Source organism: Streptomyces albidochromogenes (genome assembly GCF_005981925.1).
GTDB lineage: Bacteria > Actinomycetota > Actinomycetes > Streptomycetales > Streptomycetaceae > Streptomyces > Streptomyces albidochromogenes.
The window spans coordinates 1-16,202 of sequence record NZ_VBVX01000150.1; the positions used below are offsets into that span (position 1 = coordinate 1).

The 16,202-nt window shown below is 73.7% G+C and carries 16 protein-coding genes; 7 read left to right on the forward strand and 9 right to left on the reverse strand.

Annotated features, from left to right (window positions below; translation table 11 throughout):
- From E2E34_RS19715 to E2E34_RS19730, 4 genes are all read right to left on the reverse strand, one after another.
- Positions 1-751 (reverse strand): anti-sigma factor (locus tag E2E34_RS19715; protein WP_138903239.1); only part of this gene is annotated, 751 nt, incomplete at its 3' end.
- A complete protein-coding gene (locus E2E34_RS19720) occupies positions 748-1,332 on the reverse strand; it encodes a sigma-70 family RNA polymerase sigma factor (RefSeq protein ID WP_386722001.1) in 585 nt (194 codons plus the stop codon). The genes E2E34_RS19715 and E2E34_RS19720, both read right to left, overlap by 4 nt.
- Positions 1,333-1,573: 241 nt before the next feature.
- Positions 1,574-2,416, reverse strand: coding sequence for a siderophore-interacting protein (locus E2E34_RS19725; RefSeq protein WP_208765281.1), 843 nt, complete (start codon positions 2,414-2,416; stop codon positions 1,574-1,576).
- Positions 2,417-2,475: 59 nt separating this feature from the next.
- Positions 2,476-3,381: a 5'-3' exonuclease gene (locus E2E34_RS19730; RefSeq protein WP_138903253.1), complete on the reverse strand. Its 906-nt coding sequence runs from the start codon at positions 3,379-3,381 to the stop codon at positions 2,476-2,478.
- Between the two features lie 424 nt (positions 3,382-3,805).
- Between E2E34_RS19730 and E2E34_RS19735 the strand changes: the two genes are divergently transcribed.
- Together E2E34_RS19735 and E2E34_RS19740 are read left to right on the forward strand one after the other, a co-directional pair.
- Positions 3,806-4,405: a helix-turn-helix domain-containing protein gene (locus E2E34_RS19735; protein ID WP_138903240.1), complete on the forward strand. Its 600-nt coding sequence runs from the start codon at positions 3,806-3,808 to the stop codon at positions 4,403-4,405.
- A 13-nt stretch (positions 4,406-4,418) separates the two neighbouring features.
- Entirely contained in the window at positions 4,419-5,129 is a 711-nt protein-coding gene (locus E2E34_RS19740) for a helical backbone metal receptor (RefSeq protein ID WP_138903241.1), read from the forward strand.
- Here the strand turns inward: E2E34_RS19740 and E2E34_RS19745 are convergent.
- Positions 5,068-6,207 (reverse strand): TDT family transporter, encoded by a 1,140-nt coding sequence (locus tag E2E34_RS19745; RefSeq protein ID WP_138903242.1) that lies wholly within the window; start codon positions 6,205-6,207, stop codon positions 5,068-5,070. The genes E2E34_RS19740 and E2E34_RS19745 overlap by 62 nt on opposite strands.
- 181 nt (positions 6,208-6,388) lie before the next feature.
- Here E2E34_RS19745 and E2E34_RS19750 point away from each other — a divergent pair, with 181 nt between their 5' ends.
- Both E2E34_RS19750 and E2E34_RS19755 read left to right on the forward strand, forming a co-directional pair.
- Positions 6,389-7,267 (forward strand): LysR family transcriptional regulator, encoded by an 879-nt coding sequence (locus tag E2E34_RS19750; RefSeq protein ID WP_244315900.1) that lies wholly within the window; start codon positions 6,389-6,391, stop codon positions 7,265-7,267.
- Positions 7,268-7,303: 36 nt separating this feature from the next.
- Complete coding sequence (locus tag E2E34_RS19755; protein ID WP_138903244.1) at positions 7,304-7,741, forward strand: hypothetical protein; 438 nt, start codon at positions 7,304-7,306, stop codon at positions 7,739-7,741.
- Between the two features lie 211 nt (positions 7,742-7,952).
- Here E2E34_RS19755 and E2E34_RS19760 read toward each other — a convergent pair whose 3' ends face one another.
- From E2E34_RS19760 to E2E34_RS19770, 3 genes are all read right to left on the reverse strand, one after another.
- A complete protein-coding gene (locus tag E2E34_RS19760; RefSeq protein WP_138903245.1) occupies positions 7,953-8,669 on the reverse strand; it encodes a gamma-glutamyl-gamma-aminobutyrate hydrolase family protein in 717 nt (238 codons plus the stop codon).
- Between the two features lie 87 nt (positions 8,670-8,756).
- Positions 8,757-10,235, reverse strand: coding sequence for an ethanolamine permease (eat, locus tag E2E34_RS19765; RefSeq protein WP_244315898.1), 1,479 nt, complete (start codon positions 10,233-10,235; stop codon positions 8,757-8,759).
- Positions 10,236-10,410: 175 nt separating this feature from the next.
- Positions 10,411-11,139 carry a FadR/GntR family transcriptional regulator gene (locus tag E2E34_RS19770; RefSeq protein ID WP_138903246.1) on the reverse strand — a complete coding sequence of 243 codons (729 nt, stop codon included), beginning with the start codon at positions 11,137-11,139 and terminating at the stop codon, positions 10,411-10,413.
- A 77-nt stretch (positions 11,140-11,216) separates the two neighbouring features.
- On the opposite strand from E2E34_RS19770, the gene E2E34_RS19775 reads away from it, so the two are divergent.
- Genes E2E34_RS19775 through E2E34_RS19785 form a run of 3 tightly spaced genes read left to right on the forward strand, consistent with a single transcriptional unit; the run spans position 11,217 to position 14,768 of the window.
- Positions 11,217-12,590 (forward strand): glutamine synthetase family protein, encoded by a 1,374-nt coding sequence (locus E2E34_RS19775; RefSeq protein WP_138903247.1) that lies wholly within the window; start codon positions 11,217-11,219, stop codon positions 12,588-12,590.
- A gap of 8 nt (positions 12,591-12,598) precedes the next feature.
- Positions 12,599-13,963 (forward strand): aldehyde dehydrogenase family protein, encoded by a 1,365-nt coding sequence (locus E2E34_RS19780; RefSeq protein WP_138903248.1) that lies wholly within the window; start codon positions 12,599-12,601, stop codon positions 13,961-13,963.
- A gap of 4 nt (positions 13,964-13,967) precedes the next feature.
- A complete protein-coding gene (locus E2E34_RS19785) occupies positions 13,968-14,768 on the forward strand; it encodes a 3-oxoacyl-ACP reductase (RefSeq protein ID WP_138903249.1) in 801 nt (266 codons plus the stop codon).
- Positions 14,769-14,815: 47 nt separating this feature from the next.
- Here the strand turns inward: E2E34_RS19785 and E2E34_RS19790 are convergent, their stop codons facing one another.
- On the reverse strand, positions 14,816-16,018 hold the full coding sequence (locus tag E2E34_RS19790; protein WP_138903250.1) for an amino acid deaminase/aldolase: 1,203 nt from the start codon (positions 16,016-16,018) through the stop codon (positions 14,816-14,818).
- Between the last annotated feature and the right edge of the window lie 184 nt (positions 16,019-16,202).

Consider the following 16,202-nt stretch of genomic DNA (forward strand, 5'->3'; position numbering starts at 1 on the left):
AGTCCATGAGGGCCAGGGCGGCGCCCGTCGGCCGCTCGGAGCCGCCCTCGGGTTCGACGGTGATCCCCATGCCGTCGGCCGTGCCGACGGGGCCGTCCATCAGCACCGCGAGCGCCGGCCCGGCGAGCGCCGAGTCGTCCATCAGCCCGGCCGGCCGCATCGTGCCGCCGTCGTCGAACCACAGCTGGTACACCTTGCCGCTGGGCGGCTCGGGCATCCCGGAGGCCAGGAAGGCCGCCTTGTCCCGTTCGCGCGAGACGACCACCGTGCCGGTCGCGCCGTCCGCCAGCTTGCCGGTGGTGACCTTGGCGTCCGGCGCTGCCAGCACCGAGGCCAGCTCCTCGGACCGCCGCTCGGAGCGCTGCGCCTCCTCGCGGGCGTCCCCCGCCTCCTGGTGCTGCCACACCGCGACGCCGCCGAAGGCGGTGGCCGCCGCGACGCAGGCGGCGAGAACGAGGCGGGGCAGTGCGCGTCCCCGGCGACGGGCGCCGGAGGCGGGGGAGGGTTCCTGGACCTTGGGCGGGTCCTGGCGTTCGGTGGTGATCCGCCGCATCACCTGCTCCTTGAGGGCGGCGGACGGCGTCACGTTGACCGCGAGCCCCAAGCGCGCTGCGGTGGCGGTGAGTTCGCGCACCTCCTGCGCGCAGGGCGCGCAGTCCTCCAGGTGCCGCTCGAACGCGGCGCGCTCCTCGGCGCTCAGCGCGTGCAGCGCGTATGCCCCGGTCAGCGTGTGCAGCTCCGCGGTGCTCATGCGCCGACCCCCAGACAGTCGCGCAGCCGGATCAGCCCGTCGCGCATGCGTGTTTTGACCGTGCCGAGCGGTACGGCCAGCAGTTCGGCCACCTCGCGGTAGGCCAGGCCCCGGTAGTAGGCGAGCGTCACCGACTGCCGCTGGAGTTCCGTGAGGGTGCGCAGGCAGCGCCGTACCTGCTCGCGTTCGAGACGGCTCTCCACCTCCTCGGTCACCTCGTCGAAGGCCGGTGTCCGGTCCAGCAGCGCGGCCTTCCGCTCGCGGTCCGACGAAGCCTGCGCCGAGCGCACCCGGTCGACCGCCCGCCGGTGCGCCAGCGTCAGCACCCACGTCATGGCCGAGCCGCGGGACGGCTGGAAGCGCGCGGCGCCCCGCCAGACCTCGATCAGCACCTCCTGGGCCACCTCCTCCGCCTGCGCCGGATCGCGGAGCACCGCGCGCACCAGCCCGAGTACGGGCCCGCAGACCGCGTCGTAGACGTGACTGAAGGCGTCGCGGTCCCCGCGGGCCACCCTGCCCAGCAGTTCCTGGAGATCGGGCGGCATCGGGGCGATGCCCCCGATGTGTACGACTTCGTTCACGCGGCTTTCCTCCACGGTGCGGACCGGCGGGCCCGGAGCAGGCTTCACTGCGCATTCGGAGCCGCCGGCCGCCCGGATTGGTCCTCGACGCAGATCGTCGCACCGTGCGTGGCCGGCCCGCCTCAGCCGCGCGCGAGACCGGGCGGTCGTTTCCGCCAGGACGTGCGGGCGGCTCGCGGCGGCCGGGAACGCCGAGGCCCCCCGCCGGACTGGGCGGGGGGCCTCGCGGAAGAAGCCGGGATCAGGCGGCGGACTCCTGCTCGCGCTCCACCTGCTCGTTCCACTCGCGCTTGACCGCGCGCCACGCGTCGTCGTCCTGGCCGAGGCGCCAGTACCCCGAGACGGAGAGCCGCTCGCGGGCGATCAGACGGTCCTTGCGCAGGTGGCGGCGCAGGTCCTTCACGAAGCCCGCCTCGCCGTGGACGAAGGCGTGGACGTCGCCCGCCGGGAAGTCGAGGCCGCGCACCGCGGCGATCAGGGCCTCGCCCACCGGCCTGTCGCCCCGGTGCAGCCACGTCACCGCCACCCCGTCGGGCGTGACGATCTTCTGCTCCTCCTCGGGGCCCGCCACCTCGACGAAGGCGTGCACGACCGCGCCCTGCGGCATCCGTTCCAGGGCGGCGGCGATCGCGGGGAGCGCGCTCTCGTCGCCGGCCAGCAGGTGCCAGCCGGCCGCCGGGTCCGGCGCGTAACCGCCACCGGGCCCGAGGAAGCGCACCCGCTCGCCGGGCCGCACCCGCGCCGCCCACGGGCCCGCGAGGCCCGCGTCGCCGTGCACCACGAAGTCGACCGTCAGCTCGCGCTGTACGGCGTCCCAGGCGCGCACGGTGTACGTGCGGGTGACCGGCCACTGCTCCGCCGGGAACTCCTCCCGGACGCGCGCCATGTCGAACGGCTCCGGGTAGGTCACTCCGGCCGGCGGGAACAGCACCTTGATGTAGTGGTCGGTGAACTCGTCGGCCGCGAAGCCGGCCAGCCCTTCACCGCCGAGGACGACGCGCACCATGTGCGGCGTGATCCGCTCGGTGCGCACCACCTCCGCCTCGCGGGCCTGCGGTGATGTGCGGGCCGGTCGTTCTGCCACGGCGCTCTCCCTGACTCTCGCTTGCTCCGACGCTGCTTAGGCTTACCTAAGTTAGCAGCCTAGCCGCGGAGTGTCGCGAGCAGCCGCTCCAGCGAACCGCCCAGTCCCCACCGCGCCGCAAGCGCGTCGAGTGCCGCCGGGTCGCGCGGTTCGGCCGGCAGCGCCGGGTCGAAGTCGGGCAGCGGCACGTCGGAGGCGACGCGCACCACCTTCGGCGCAACGGCGACGTAGTCCCGCGCCTCGTCGAGCCGCTTGCGCTGCGACGGCGTCAGCTTCGAGGAGGGGTCCGCGACCGCCGCCATGATCCCGGCCAGGTCGCCGTACGCGTCGATGAGCTTCGCGGCCGTCTTCTCGCCGATGCCGGGGACGCCCGGCAGTCCGTCGCTCGGGTCGCCGCGCAGGAGCGCCAGGTCGACGTACCCGGGGCCGTTCACGCCGTACTTCTCTCGGAGCCACGCCTCGTCGGTCACCTGGAGGGTGCCGACGCCCTTCAGCGGGTAGAGGACGCGCACCCCGCGGGCGTCGTCGACCAGCTGGTAGAGGTCGCGGTCGCCCGTGACGATGTCGACCGGACCGGTGGCCAGCCCCGCGAGGGTGCCGATCACGTCGTCCGCCTCGTACGGCTCGACGCCCACCCGGGCGATCCCGAGCGCGTCCAGGACGTCCTCGATGACCGGCACCTGCGGCGAGAGGGTGTCCGGGATCTCCTCCTCGTCGGGCCCGGTGACCGTCAGTTCGGCGACCCGGTGCGCCTTGTACGAGGGGATCAGCTCCACCCGCCAGTGCGGCCGCCAGTCGGCGTCCATGCAGGCGACGAGCTCGTCGGGATGGTGGTCCTGGACGAGCCGGGTGATGAAGTCGAGCAGGCCGCGCACGGCGTTGACGGGCGTGCCGTCCGGGGCGCGCACGGAGTCCGGGACCCCGTAGTAGGCGCGGAAGTAGAGGGAGGCGGTGTCGAGGAGCATCATGCGTCGCGTCACACCCCGATCATGCCGTACGCCCCCGTGCGCGTACGCCGTGAAAGCGGCCGGCCGGTGAACCGGATCACTCTTGTGTTTGGCCCATACATCTAAGAGCGGGCGCGGCCCCTGAGCGGACCCCATTGCGCTTTCAGCATCTTGATGGGGAAGCAAGGAAGGACGCCGTCCGTGCCTGGCTCGGGGAGAACCCGGGCCTCGCCGAGAAACTGGCGCCGACGGCCGGCTGAGCCCGCGCGGACGCGTCACCGCAGGTCCACCGAGGGGTGGGACTCGTCTTGTGGCGAGGCCCGCCCCTCGGTGCTGTCCTGGACAGGGGGGTCATCCCTGACGTATGTACGAAACCGGCGGGCGAAGCTGCGTAGGCTGCATTCAGCGTCGACGACCACGAGACAGGGAGGGAGCCGGAGCGATGGACGACAAGGAAACCCTTCGGGTCGGTACGGCCGTCCGGAGGCGCCGCAAGTCCCTGGCCCTGACCCTGGCCACGGTCGCGGCGCGCAGCGGGCTCTCGGTGCCCTTCCTCAGCCAGGTCGAGAACGAACGGGCCAGACCCAGCCCCCGCTCCCTGGAGCGGGTGGCCAAGGCGCTGGAGACCACGGCGGCCGAGCTGATCGCCGCCGCGGACTCGGGCCGTACGGTCGACGTCGTACGGGCCGGGCACTACGACGGCGCACCCGCCGAGGCCGTGCGGTGCGTGGTGCGCGGCAGGCACCAGCTGCGGGCCACCGAGTACACCGGCGAACAGGACACCGGACGCGAGTTCCAGCACCACGGCGACGAGCTGATGTACATCGCCGACGGCGCCGCCGAGGTGGAGGCGGAGGGCCGCGCGTACCGCCTGGAGCGCGGTGACACGCTGTTCCTGTCCGGTGGCGTACGGCATCGGTGGCGGGCCACCGAGGAAGGCACCCGGATCCTCGTCGTCGCGGCGGCCGGCACCGTCGGGCACGACGACGACACCGACGCGGGCCCCGGACTCGACGGCGGCGACGCCGTGCACGACGGCTGACGGGGGTGGCCCGTTGCGCGTCGTCTCCCTCGTGCCGTCGCTGACCGAGGCCGTCGCCGTGAGCGCGCCCGGCCTGCTGGTCGGGGCGACCGACTGGTGCAGCCACCCGGCGGACCTCGACGTCGTCCGCGTCGGCGGGACCAAGAACCCGGACGTCGAGGCGATCGTGCGGCTGCGCCCGGACCTCGTCCTCGCCAACGAGGAGGAGAACCGCGAACCCGACCTCGCCGCCCTGCGCGAGTCGGGGCTCGACGTCATGGTCACCGTGATCCGCGACCTGCCCCAGGCCCTCGCCGAGCTGGAGCGCGTCCTCGTCGGCGGCTGCGGCCTCGCCGCCCGCCCCGGCTGGCTCGACGCGGCCGAGGAGGCGTGGAGCGGTTCGGTGGCCGACGGCCCGCGGCGCACGGCGCTCGTGCCGGTCTGGCGCAGGCCGTGGATGGTCCTGGGCCGCGACACCTTCGCCGGGGACCTGCTGGCCCGGCTCGGCGTCGACCACCTCTACGCCGGCCACCCCGAGCGCTACCCCCGCGTCCCCCTCGACGCCCTGCGCGCCGCCGGGGCGGACCTCGTCGTCCTGCCCGACGAGCCGTACCGCTTCACCGCCGACGACGGCCCCGAGGCGTTCCCCGGGCTGCCCGCCGCGCTGGTCAGCGGGCGCCACCTCACTTGGTACGGGCCGTCCCTGGCCGAGGCGCCCCGGGTGCTGCGAGCAGCGCTCCGCTGACCAGGCCGCGCAGCGTCCGTACGCCCGCGACCGCCCAGGCGAGGACGAGCCCCGCGTACAGGGCCGCCGCGAGCCAGCCGAGGGCGTCGAGCCCGGTGTGGCGGGCGAGCCCGGCGGCGCCCGTCACGCACGTACCGACGGGGAAGGTGAACGCCCACCACGTCATGGCGAACGGCATGCCGTTCCTCGCCGCCCTGACCACCATCGCCGCCGCGAGCGCCAGCCACATCAGTGCGAAACCCATCACCGGCACGCCGTAGAGGACCGCGAACGTGCCGAGCGCGTCGGCGTACGGAGCGCCGATCGCGCCGGGGGCCACGTCCGCCAGGGAGTTGACGGCGGTGGTCGACTGCCCCAGGGGCCCGAGCACCAGGAACAGGGCGGGGGTCAGCGCGAGCGGCAGCGGCCCGCCATGGACGAGGCGGCCGAAGATCAACGGCAGCATCAGCAGCGTGGCGAGCAGGCTGAGGCCGAACATCGCGTAGCAGGCGAGCAGCATCGCCTCCCGCCACTGGCCCGCGGGCAGGTGGGGAACGAGCTGGGGGCCGAGCGCGGCCGAGACCATCGGCGCCACCACCGGGAGCAGCCACACGGGCGAGGCGCTGCCCGGCTCGACCCGGTGCCGTACCACCATCAGGTACGGGATCGCCACGGCGGCCGTCAGGCCCACGGCCGTCCCCAGGCACCACAGCGCAGCCCCGGCGCCGAGCGCGGCCGACGGGCCGACGACGTTCCCGCCGACCGTCACGGTGGCGCCGCCGACCGCGAGCAGCGCCATGGCGAGGCAGCCGTAGAAGGGGGCGACCGCCGGGTCGAGGAGATGCGCGCCGGCCTGGTCGCGGTGGTACGCCCAGTGGCCGGCCCGCGCGATCAGCAGCCCGCCGAGCAGCACGGCGGACAGCCCCCAGACGACGGTGAGCGCGGGCCGCAGGCCGGGGAGGGCGAAGGGGAGGGCGGCGCCCGCGTTGGCCACGATGGCGGTGCCCATGACCGTGGCGTACCAGTTGGGCCCGAGATGGCGCAGGGCGGGCAGGCGCGGGGCGGCGAGGAGGGGACGCGACTGCGCATACGTGGCCATGGGGCCAGCGTGGGCGTACCGGGCGGACCCCGCCAGGGACGATTGTTGTATGAGGTCATAAACTGACGTTATGAGCCTCGACGACCCAGGTCACGGTCACGCCTCCGGCCCCGATCCCGGGTTCGGCCAAGCCCCCGGCGACCGGGCGCCGCTCGCCCACCGGGTGCCCGACCTCGGCGCCATGGAGCTGCTGCTCGGTGTGGCCCGGCTCGGCAGCCTGGGGCGCGCGGCCCGCGAGCTGGGGATCAGTCAGCCCGCCGCCAGCAGTCGCATCCGGTCCATGGAACGCCAGCTCGGTGTCGCCCTCGTCGACCGTTCGCCGCGCGGCTCGCGCCTGACCGAGGCGGGCGCGCTCGTCACCGACTGGGCCCGCCGGGTCGTGGAGGCGGCCGAGGCGTTCGACGCCGGGGCGCAGGCGCTGCGCGGGCGGCGCGACTCCCGGCTGCGGGTCGCCGCCAGCATGACGATCGCCGAGTACCTGCTGCCGGGCTGGCTGATCGCGCTGCACGGGCAGCGCCCGGGCACGGCGGTCTCGCTGCTCGCGGGGAACTCAGCCGCCGTCGCGCAGCGCCTGCTCTCCGGGGAGGCCGATCTGGGCTTCGTGGAGGGCCTGTCCGTGCCGGACGGCCTCGACGGGGTCGTCATCGGACACGACCGGCTCGTCGTGGTCGCGGCCAAGGAGCACCCCTGGGCGCGCCGGCGCCGTCCGGTGGCCGCGCGCGAACTGGCCGAGGCGTCGCTGATCCTGCGCGAGAAGGGGTCCGGCACCCGGCAGGTCCTGGACGCGGCGCTGGGGGAGTACGGCGGCCTCGCCGTCCCGCTGCTCGAACTCGCCTCCACGACCGCGGTGAAGGCGGCGGCCGTCAGCGGCGCCGGGCCCAGCGTGCTCAGCGAACTCGCGGTACGGGAGGAGCTGGCCTCCCGCCGGCTGGTCGAAGTCCCCGTCGAGGGCGTACGGCTGAGCCGCGATCTGCGCGCGGTCTGGCCGACGGGGCCCAGGCCCACCGGGCCGGCCCGGGACCTGCTGGGGCTGACGCGTCCGGCTCCGGGCAAGGGTTGACCGTTTGTCACGGCCGGGAACGGATACCCGAAGGGCATGACTGAACAGGACAAGAACACCAAGACCAAGGCCACCGCGACCCGAGCCGCCAACGGCGCCACCGGCAAGGCCGCGAACGCGACCGGCGCCGCCAAGTCCGCCGCCTCCGGCACCACGGCCAAGGCCGGGTCCGCCGCCGGCACCGCGAAGGCCGCCGCGTCCGACACCACCGCGAAGGCCGCCGACATGGCCGGCTCCGCGAAGGCCGCCGGACTCAAGGGAGTCGAGGCGAGCCGCCAGGCGCTGGGCTCCGCGGTCGGCAAGGTCGCGTCGACCGCGTCCACCGCGTGGGTGCTTCTCAACGCGCGCAAGGCCGTCGTCGCGGGCGCGGGCGCCGGCGCGGTGGCGATCGGCGCGGCGTCGTTCGTCGCGGGCCGCAAGGCCGAGCAGCGCGCCATGGGCCCGGTCACGCGCTTCCTGTCGAGCCGCATCTGACCCGGCGTCCGGCGCGAAGCCGGTGGCCGTCACGCGCTCACGCCCGTGCCGCCGCCGTCCGGGCGCCGACGAGGAACGCGCGTACCCACGGCGCGGGCCGACGCGAGAACGGGACGGCGGCGGCCGGGTCATGGCCCCGCCACCCGTCCCGTCGGACCGCCGGACCGGCGAACTCCGCGCCAGGGCGGGCCGCCCCGCCCCCTCCCGCGTGTCAGGTCTGGAGCTGCCGCTCGCGCAGCGGCGCCCGGCCTAGGGCGGCAGCCGCCACCAGGGCCCGCATCACCCGCGGGTCCTCACCCATCTCCGGGTGCCACTGGACACCGAGCACCCAGTGTTCGCCGGGCAGTTCGAGCGCCTCGGGCGTGCCGTCCGCGGCGTACGCCGACACCACCAGGCCGTCGCCGATCCGGTCGGCGGCCTGGTGGTGGTACGTCGGTACGCCGGTCTCCTCCGGGACGACCGACGCGTAGCGCGTGCCGGGCACCGGGCGCACCGCGTGCCGCCCGATGACGCCGCGACCGCCGGTGTGGCCGTCCAGGTGCTGCACCAGCGTGCCGCCGTGGGCGACGTTCAGCAGCTGCATGCCCCGGCAGATGCCCAGCAGCGGCGTGCCGGACGCCAGAGCCGCCCCGATCAGGGCGAGTTCCCACGCGTCCCGCTCCCGGGCCGGCGGCCCGGTGCGGGGGTCCGGCTCCGCGCCGTACCGTACGGGCTCCACGTCCGCGCCGCCCGCGATCACCAGCCCGTCAAGGCGCGCCACCACGTCCTCGGCGCACGGCGGCGCGTCGGGCGGCACCATCGCCGCGAGGCCCCCCGCCGCCTGTACGAGGCGCGGGTACCCGGCCGGCAGCAGGGCGGCGGGCATGTCCCAGACACCCCACTTGGCGGGCTCCAGGTAGGTGCTGATGCCGATGAGCGGCTTGGACACGGAACCTCCGGTCGGTGCGACTTGCGGGTCGTACGGGACTTGCGGGTCGTGCGGGACTTGCGGGGCCGACGGGAACTCAGTCCCCGTTCACCGGTCGCGTTCGAGTTCCGCCTCGGCCTCCGCCAGGGCGGCGAACTCCTCCTCGGGCGCGGTGGCGACGAGCCGGTGGCGACTGTAGAACGCGAAGTAGGCGAGAGCGACGCCGTACACCGCGAGCGCGATGAACGCCGCGTCCTTGTCCACCAGGAACGTCGCCACCAGCGCGGACAGCGCGAGCGCGAACGCCACGGACGAGGTGAGGACGCCGCCCGGCGTGCGGTACGGGCGGTGGAGGCCGGGCTCGCGACGGCGCAGCACGATGTGGGAGAGCGCCATCAGGGCGTACGAGATGGTCGCCCCGAAGACCGCGATGTTCAGCATCCGGGCGCCGTCGCCCGTCCCGGCCGCCAGCGCGAAACCGATCGCCCCCGGGATCAGCAGCCCGAGGTACGGGGCCTTGCGGCGGCTCGTCAGGGACAGGAAGCGCGGCAGGTAGCCGGCCCGGGAGAGGGCGAAGAGCTGCCGCGACCCGGCGTAGATGAGCGAGAAGAACGAGGCGACGAGGCCCGCCAGGCCCGCGTAGTTGACGAAGCGGCTGAGCGGCGTCGGATCGCCGTCGCCCTGCAGCGCCACCACCAACGGGTTGCCCGCGTCCTGCACGGCGGCCGAGCCGCGCGCGCCGGTGGCGGCGAAGAAGGTGACCAGGGCGAGCAGCGCGAGGACGGCCATGGAGATGGCGAGCGCGCGCGGCATGGAACGCACCGGGTCCTTGGCCTCCTCGGCGGCGAGCGGAACCCCTTCCACGCCGAGGAAGAACCACATGCCGAACGGGAACGCCGCCCAGATGCCGAGCAGGCCGAACGGCAGCCAGGAGTTGGCGCCGAACGCCTCCTTGTCGACCGGGATGTCGTTGAGCCCGTCCGTGCCGAACTCGGTGAACGCGCCGACGGCGAAGATCAGCAGCGCCGCAACCGCTATCGCCGTCACCACCAGGCTGAAGCGCAGCGCCTCGCCGACGCCCCACAGGTGGATGCCGATGAAGACGGCGAAGCAGGCCAGGTAGACGGGCCAGCCGGCGGTGAGCCCGAACAGGCCCAGCGACTCGACGTAGTCGCCGATGAAGATGGAGATCGCGGCGGGCGCCAGGATGTACTCGATGAGGATGGCGGTGCCGGTCAGGAAGCCGCCCCAGGTGCCGAGCGCGCGGCGTGCGAAGCCGTAGCCGCCGCCCGCCGTGGGCAGGATCGCGGACAACTCGGCGAGGGAGAAGACCAGGCAGGCGTACATGACGCCCATCAGGAGGGTGGCGATGGCGAGTCCGCCGAAGCCGCCCTCGGCCAGGCCGATGTTCCAGCCGGAGAAGTCGCCGGAGACGACGTACGCGACGCCGAGTCCGGTCAGCAGCAGCCAGCCGGCGCTGCCGCGGCGCAGGGTGCGCCGTCGCAGGTACGCGGCGTCGGATCCGCCCGCCGGGGAGGCGGCGGCGGACGGGGGCGGTGGGGTGCGCGAGTCGGTGCTGTCGGCCATGAGCCGCTCCTGCCTCGGGTCAATGGTGGGATGCCATACCTTTGTGGTCCGGTCGGTCCGAGCGCAAGGGCTGTGCGTCAAGCCGCTGTTACGGATGCGTATCGCCCGGCGTCACGTCCGCCGCCCCCCGGCGTCGCGTGCGGCAGTTCCCGGCGTCGCGTGCGCCGGTCATGGCTCATGTGAGGAAGCCCCGCAGCAGCGCGGCCGTCCCCGCGCAGTGCTCGCGCATGACCTCGCGCGCCCCGTCCGCATCGCCGTCGAGCACCGCCTCGACCAGCGCGGTGTGCTGCTGCTGGGAGTGCTCAAGGTTGCGCACGAGCAGCGGGATGCAGTCGAGCAGCCCGTTCACCGTGGCCCGCACGGCGGCGTACTGCGCGGTCAGCGTCGGCGACCCGGACAGCTCCGCCAGCGTCAGATGCAGCAGGGTGTCCAGCCTGCGGTAGTCCGCCAGCGGCGCGTCGTGCGTCGCGGCGAGCGCCGCCCGCAGCCTGCCGGCGCCGTCGTCGGTGAGCCCGTACGCCGCGCACAGCCCGGCCGCGCCCACCTCCAGCACCTCCCGGAAGCGCAGCGCGTCCTCCACGTCGACGGCCGCCACGCGCCGGCGCAGCTCGCCCTCGCCCGAGGCGTCCGGACGCGGCAGCACGAACGTGCCGCCGTACCGGCCCCGCCGGCTCTCGACCAGCCCCTGGTCCTGGAGGACCTTGAGGACCTCGCGCAGGGTGACGCGGCTGATCCGCAGGCGGTCGGCGAGCTCGCGCTCGGCGGGCAGCCGCTCCCCGACGGGCACCAGGCCCAGGCGGAGCACCTGGAGGATCTGCTCCAGCGCCTCCTCGAACCCGTTCCCCGCCCGCACGGGCCGCAGTACGGGCGTCAGGCGGTCCGCGGAATCGATTTCGCTCGCCACGTTGCGGTTTCCCCTTCCCAAGCAATGGTCTTCAGCAATACCTTATGGCTTCCGGCTGACCGAAGGAGGAACTTTCCGTGGCAGACCGCACACCCCCGCTCGCTCTTGAGGAGCTCCGCGCCCTCGTGGCGAGCGGTGAGATCGACACAGTCGTCCTGGCCTTCCCCGACATGCAGGGTCGCCTCCAGGGCAAGCGGTTCGCCGCCCAGTTCTTCCTCGACGACGTACTGGACCACGGCACCGAGGGCTGCAACTACCTTCTCGCCGTCGACACCGAGATGAACACCGTCGACGGATACGAGATGTCCTCCTGGGACAGCGGCTACGGCGACTTCGCCATGCACGCCGACCTCTCCACCCTGCGCCGCGTCCCCTGGAACGACGGCACCGCTCTGCTCGTCGCCGACCTGGCCTGGAACGACGGCTCCCCCGTCGTGGCCGCGCCCCGCCAGATCCTGCGCCGCCAGCTGGAGCGCCTCGCCGAGCTCGGGTACACCGCCCATGTCGGCACCGAGCTCGAATTCATCGTCTTCAAGGACAGCTACGAACAGGCGTGGGACCGCGACTACAAGGACCTCGTCCCCGCCAACCAGTACAACATCGACTACTCCGTCCTCGGCACCGGCCGCATCGAACCCCTCCTGCGCCGCATCCGCAACGAGATGACCGCGGCGGGCCTCACCGTCGAATCGGCCAAGGGCGAGTGCAATCCGGGCCAGCACGAGATCGTCTTCAAGTACGACGAGGCCCTCGTCACCTGCGACCAGCACGCCATCTACAAGACGGGCGCCAAGGAGATTGCCGCGCAGGAAGGTGTCTCGCTCACCTTCATGGCGAAGTACAACGAACGCGAGGGCAACTCCTGCCACATCCACCTCTCCCTGCAGTCGATCGAGGAGGCCGGACGCAACGTCATGGCGGACGCCGCCGCCCCCGACGGCATGTCCACCGTCATGCGGCACTTCCTCGCCGGACAGCTGGCCGCGCTCCGCGACTTCTCCCTCCTCTACGCCCCCAACATCAACTCGTACAAGCGCTTCCAGCCCGGCTCCTTCGCCCCCACCGCCGTCGCCTGGGGACACGACAACCGCACCTGCTCCCTGCGCGTCGTCGGCCACGGCCGCTCCATGCGCTTCGAGAACCGGCTGCCCGGCGGCGACGTCAACCCGTACCTCGCCGTCGCCGGCCTGATCGCGGCCGGCCTCCACGGCATCGAGCAGCAGCTCGAACTGCCCGAGGTCTGCACCGGCAACGCCTACACCGGCGACTACGCGCACGTGCCCACCTCCCTGCGCGAGGCCGCCGAGCTCTGGGAGAACAGCCCCATCGCCAAGGCCGCCTTCGGAGACGAGGTCGTCGCGCACTACCGCAACATGGCGCGGGTCGAACTCCAGGCGTTCGACTCCGCGGTGACCGACTGGGAGCTCCGCCGCTCCTTCGAACGACTGTGAGGCCCGCCGTGTCCTACGAGCACCACATCCTCAACCCGGCCACCGAAGAGGTCGTCGCCACCGTCACGGCCTCCACCGCCGCCGACGTCGACGCGGCCGTCGTACGGGCCACCGCCGCGCAGCGCGCCTGGGCGGCCGCCGCCCCCGCCGACCGGGCCCGCCTGCTGCGCCGCTTCGCCGCCACCGTCGACGAGCACATCGAGGAACTCGCCCGTCTGGAGGTCCGCGAAGCCGGCCACACCCTGGGCAACGCGCGCTGGGAAGCGGGCAACGTACGCGATCTCCTCGACTTCGCCGCCGGGGGAGTGGAGCGGCTGAACGGCCGTCAGATCCCCGTCGCGGGCGGCCTGGACATCACCCTCCTCGAACCGCTCGGCGTCATCGGCGTGATCGCGCCCTGGAACTTCCCCATGCCGATCGCCGCCTGGGGCACGGCCCCCGCCCTCGCCGCCGGCAACGCCGTCCTCCTCAAACCCGCCGAGACGACCCCGCTCACCGCGCTGCGCCTCGCCGAGCTCGCGCGCGAAGCGGGCCTGCCCGAGCACCTCTTCCAGGTCCTGCCGGGCGCGGGCGACGTGGCGGGCCACGCCCTCGTCGAGCACCCCGGCGTGGCGAAGATCGTCTTCACCGGCTCCACGCGCGTCGGCAAGCGGATCATGGCCGAGTGCGCGGACCGCGTGAAGCGCGTGACCCTCGAACTCGGCGGCAAGAGCCCCAACATCGTCTTCGCCGACGCCGACATCGAGGCGGCGGCCCTCGCCACCCCGATGTCCTTCCTGGACAACTCCGGCCAGGACTGCTGCGCCCGTACCCGCATCCTCGTCCAGCGCACGGCGTACGACCGCTTCATGGAACTGCTCGCGCCCGCCGTCGAGGCCGTCGTCGTGGGCGACCCCCTGGACGACAAGACGCAGATGGGCCCGCTGATCTCCAGGTCCCAGCTGGAGCGGGTACGGGCGTACGTCCCCCAGGGAGCGGACGCGATCCGCGGCAGCGCACCCGAGGGACCCGGCTTCTGGTTCCCGCCGACCGTCCTCACGGGCACCGCCCCGGACGCCCCCGTGGCGACGGAGGAGGTCTTCGGCCCGGTCGCCGTGGTCCTGCCCTTCGACGACGAACAGGACGCCGTCCGCCTCGCCAACGCCACGGAGTACGGCCTGTCCGGCTCCGTCTGGACGCGGGACATCGGCAGGGCCCTGCGCGTCTCCCGGGCCGTCCGGGCGGGCAACCTCTCCGTCAACTCCCACAGCAGCGTCCGATACTCGACGCCCTTCGGCGGTTACAAGCAGTCCGGACTGGGCCGCGAACTGGGCCCCGACGCGCTCACCGCTTTCACCGAAACCAAGAACATCTTCATCAGCACGGAGGCCTGAGACCATGACCGAGATTGTTGAGAGCGCCGACGCCGCCGTCTGCCGCCGGCTCGTCGGCCGTACCGCCGTGATCACCGGCGCCGGCAGCGGCATCGGCCTGGCCGCCGCGCGCCGCCTGGCCTCCGAGGGCGCGCGGGTCGTCTGCGGCGACATCGACGAGACGGCGGGCAAGGCCGCCGCCGACGCGGTGGGCGGCACGTTCGTACGGGTCGACGTCACGGACCCCGAGCAGGTCGAGGCGCTCTTCAAGGCGGCGTACGACACCTACGGCTCGGTGGACATCGCGTTCAACAACGCCGGCATCTCGCCGCCCGAGGACGACTCGATCCTGACCACCGGCCTGGAGGCGTGGAAGCGCGTCCAGGACGTCAACCTCACGTCCGTCTACCTCTGCTGCAAGGCGGCCCTGCCCTACATGCGGCGCCAGGGCCGGGGCTCGATCATCAACACCGCGTCGTTCGTCGCGATCATGGGCGCGGCGACCTCGCAGATCTCGTACACGGCGTCCAAGGGCGGCGTGCTCGCCATGTCGCGCGAGCTGGGCGTGCAGTTCGCCCGCGAGGGCATCCGGGTCAACGCGCTCTGCCCGGGGCCGGTCAACACCCCCCTGCTCCAGGAGCTGTTCGCCAGCGACCCGGAGCGGGCCGCGCGCCGGCTCGTGCACATCCCGGCCGGGCGCTTCGCGGAGGCGGATGAGATCGCGGCGGCGGTGGCGTTCCTGGCCAGCGACGACTCGTCGTTCATCAACGCCACCGACTTCCTGGTCGACGGAGGCATCGCGGGCGCGTACGTGACCCCGCTCTAGCCAAGGCGCCGCGGGCCGGGCCCGGTGACCGGGCCCGGCCCGCGGCCCTACAGGAAGGTCCGCCCTTCGCCCCGGTACGTCGGTACGGTCGCCACCACGGCGTCCCCCTCGACGAGCTGGAGCTCGTCGAACCGCTCGCACAGCTCGCCGGCCTTCGCGTGCCGGAACCACACCTTGTCGCCGATCAGCAGATCGTCGGCGGCCGACCCGTGCAGCGGCGTCTGCACCTCACCGGCCCCCTCCTGCGGGTCGTACCGCAGTCCCTCGGGGAGGTACGGAACGGGCGAGCGGTCGGGCCCGGCGACCCCCGAGGCCGGATAGCCGCCGCCGAGGACCGTCACCACGCCCACCCCCGGCCTGCGGACGACCGGCTGGGCGAAGAGGGCGGCGGGCCGCCCCGTGAACGACGAGTAGTTGTCGAAGAGCCGCGGCAGGTACAGCCCCGAGCCCGCCGCGATCTCGGTCACGGCGTCCTCGGCGGCGGTGTGCTGGACGCTGCCCGTCCCGCCGCCGTTGACGAACTCCAGGTCCGGCGCGACGGCCCGCACCGCCCGCACGACCGCCGCCCGGCGGGCCGCCAGCTCCTTGCGCGCCGCGTTCTGCATGACCCTGACCGCCCGGGAGCGCAGCGGACGCCCCGCGACCAAGTCGCCGACCCCGGCGACGTGCCCCTCGTACGCCATGACGCCGACCAGGCGGAAACCAGGACGCCGGACCACCGAGCGGGCCATCTCGGCGAGCTGGGCGGGTTCGCGCAGCGGCGAGCGCAGCGCGCCGATCCGCACGCGGCCCCCGAGCAGCCGCAGCGAGGTGTCCAGCTCCAGGCAGACCCGGATCTCCTCCCGGCCGCCGTCCCTGGCCCGGTCGATCAAGTCCAGCTGCGCCGGGTCGTCGACCATCACGGTGACGGCGGCGGCGAGCTTGGGATCGGCGGCGAGCTCCGCGTACCCGCCCCGGTCCGCCGAGGGATAGGCGAGGAGCACGTCCTCGAATCCCGAGCGCGCGAGCCACAGGGACTCCGCCAGCGTGAACGACATGAGGCCCGCGAACCCGTCGCGCGCCAGCACCCGCTCCAGCAGCGCCCGGCAGCGTACGGACTTGCTCGCCACCCGGACGGGTTTGCCGGCGGCCCGGCGGACCAGGTCGGCCGCGTTGTCGTCGAACGCCTCGAGATCGACGACGGCGACGGGAGCGTCGAGGTGGGCGGTGGCCCGGTCGTACCTGGCCCGGTCGGCAGCGCGCGGTGTCATGGCCAGAGCTTGCCAGAGCGGATTACCACTGGGTAGGGGGATCATCCGGTCAGATGCCGCAAGGCCGGGGACTGGTTCCCATCGGGCCCCCACCAGCCCGTAGAGTGACGCCCACGCGGTGAGGACGGCTCGAACGAACCTGCCCCGAAAGGCGATCGGGCACCGCGGGGGGACAGGCCGGGCG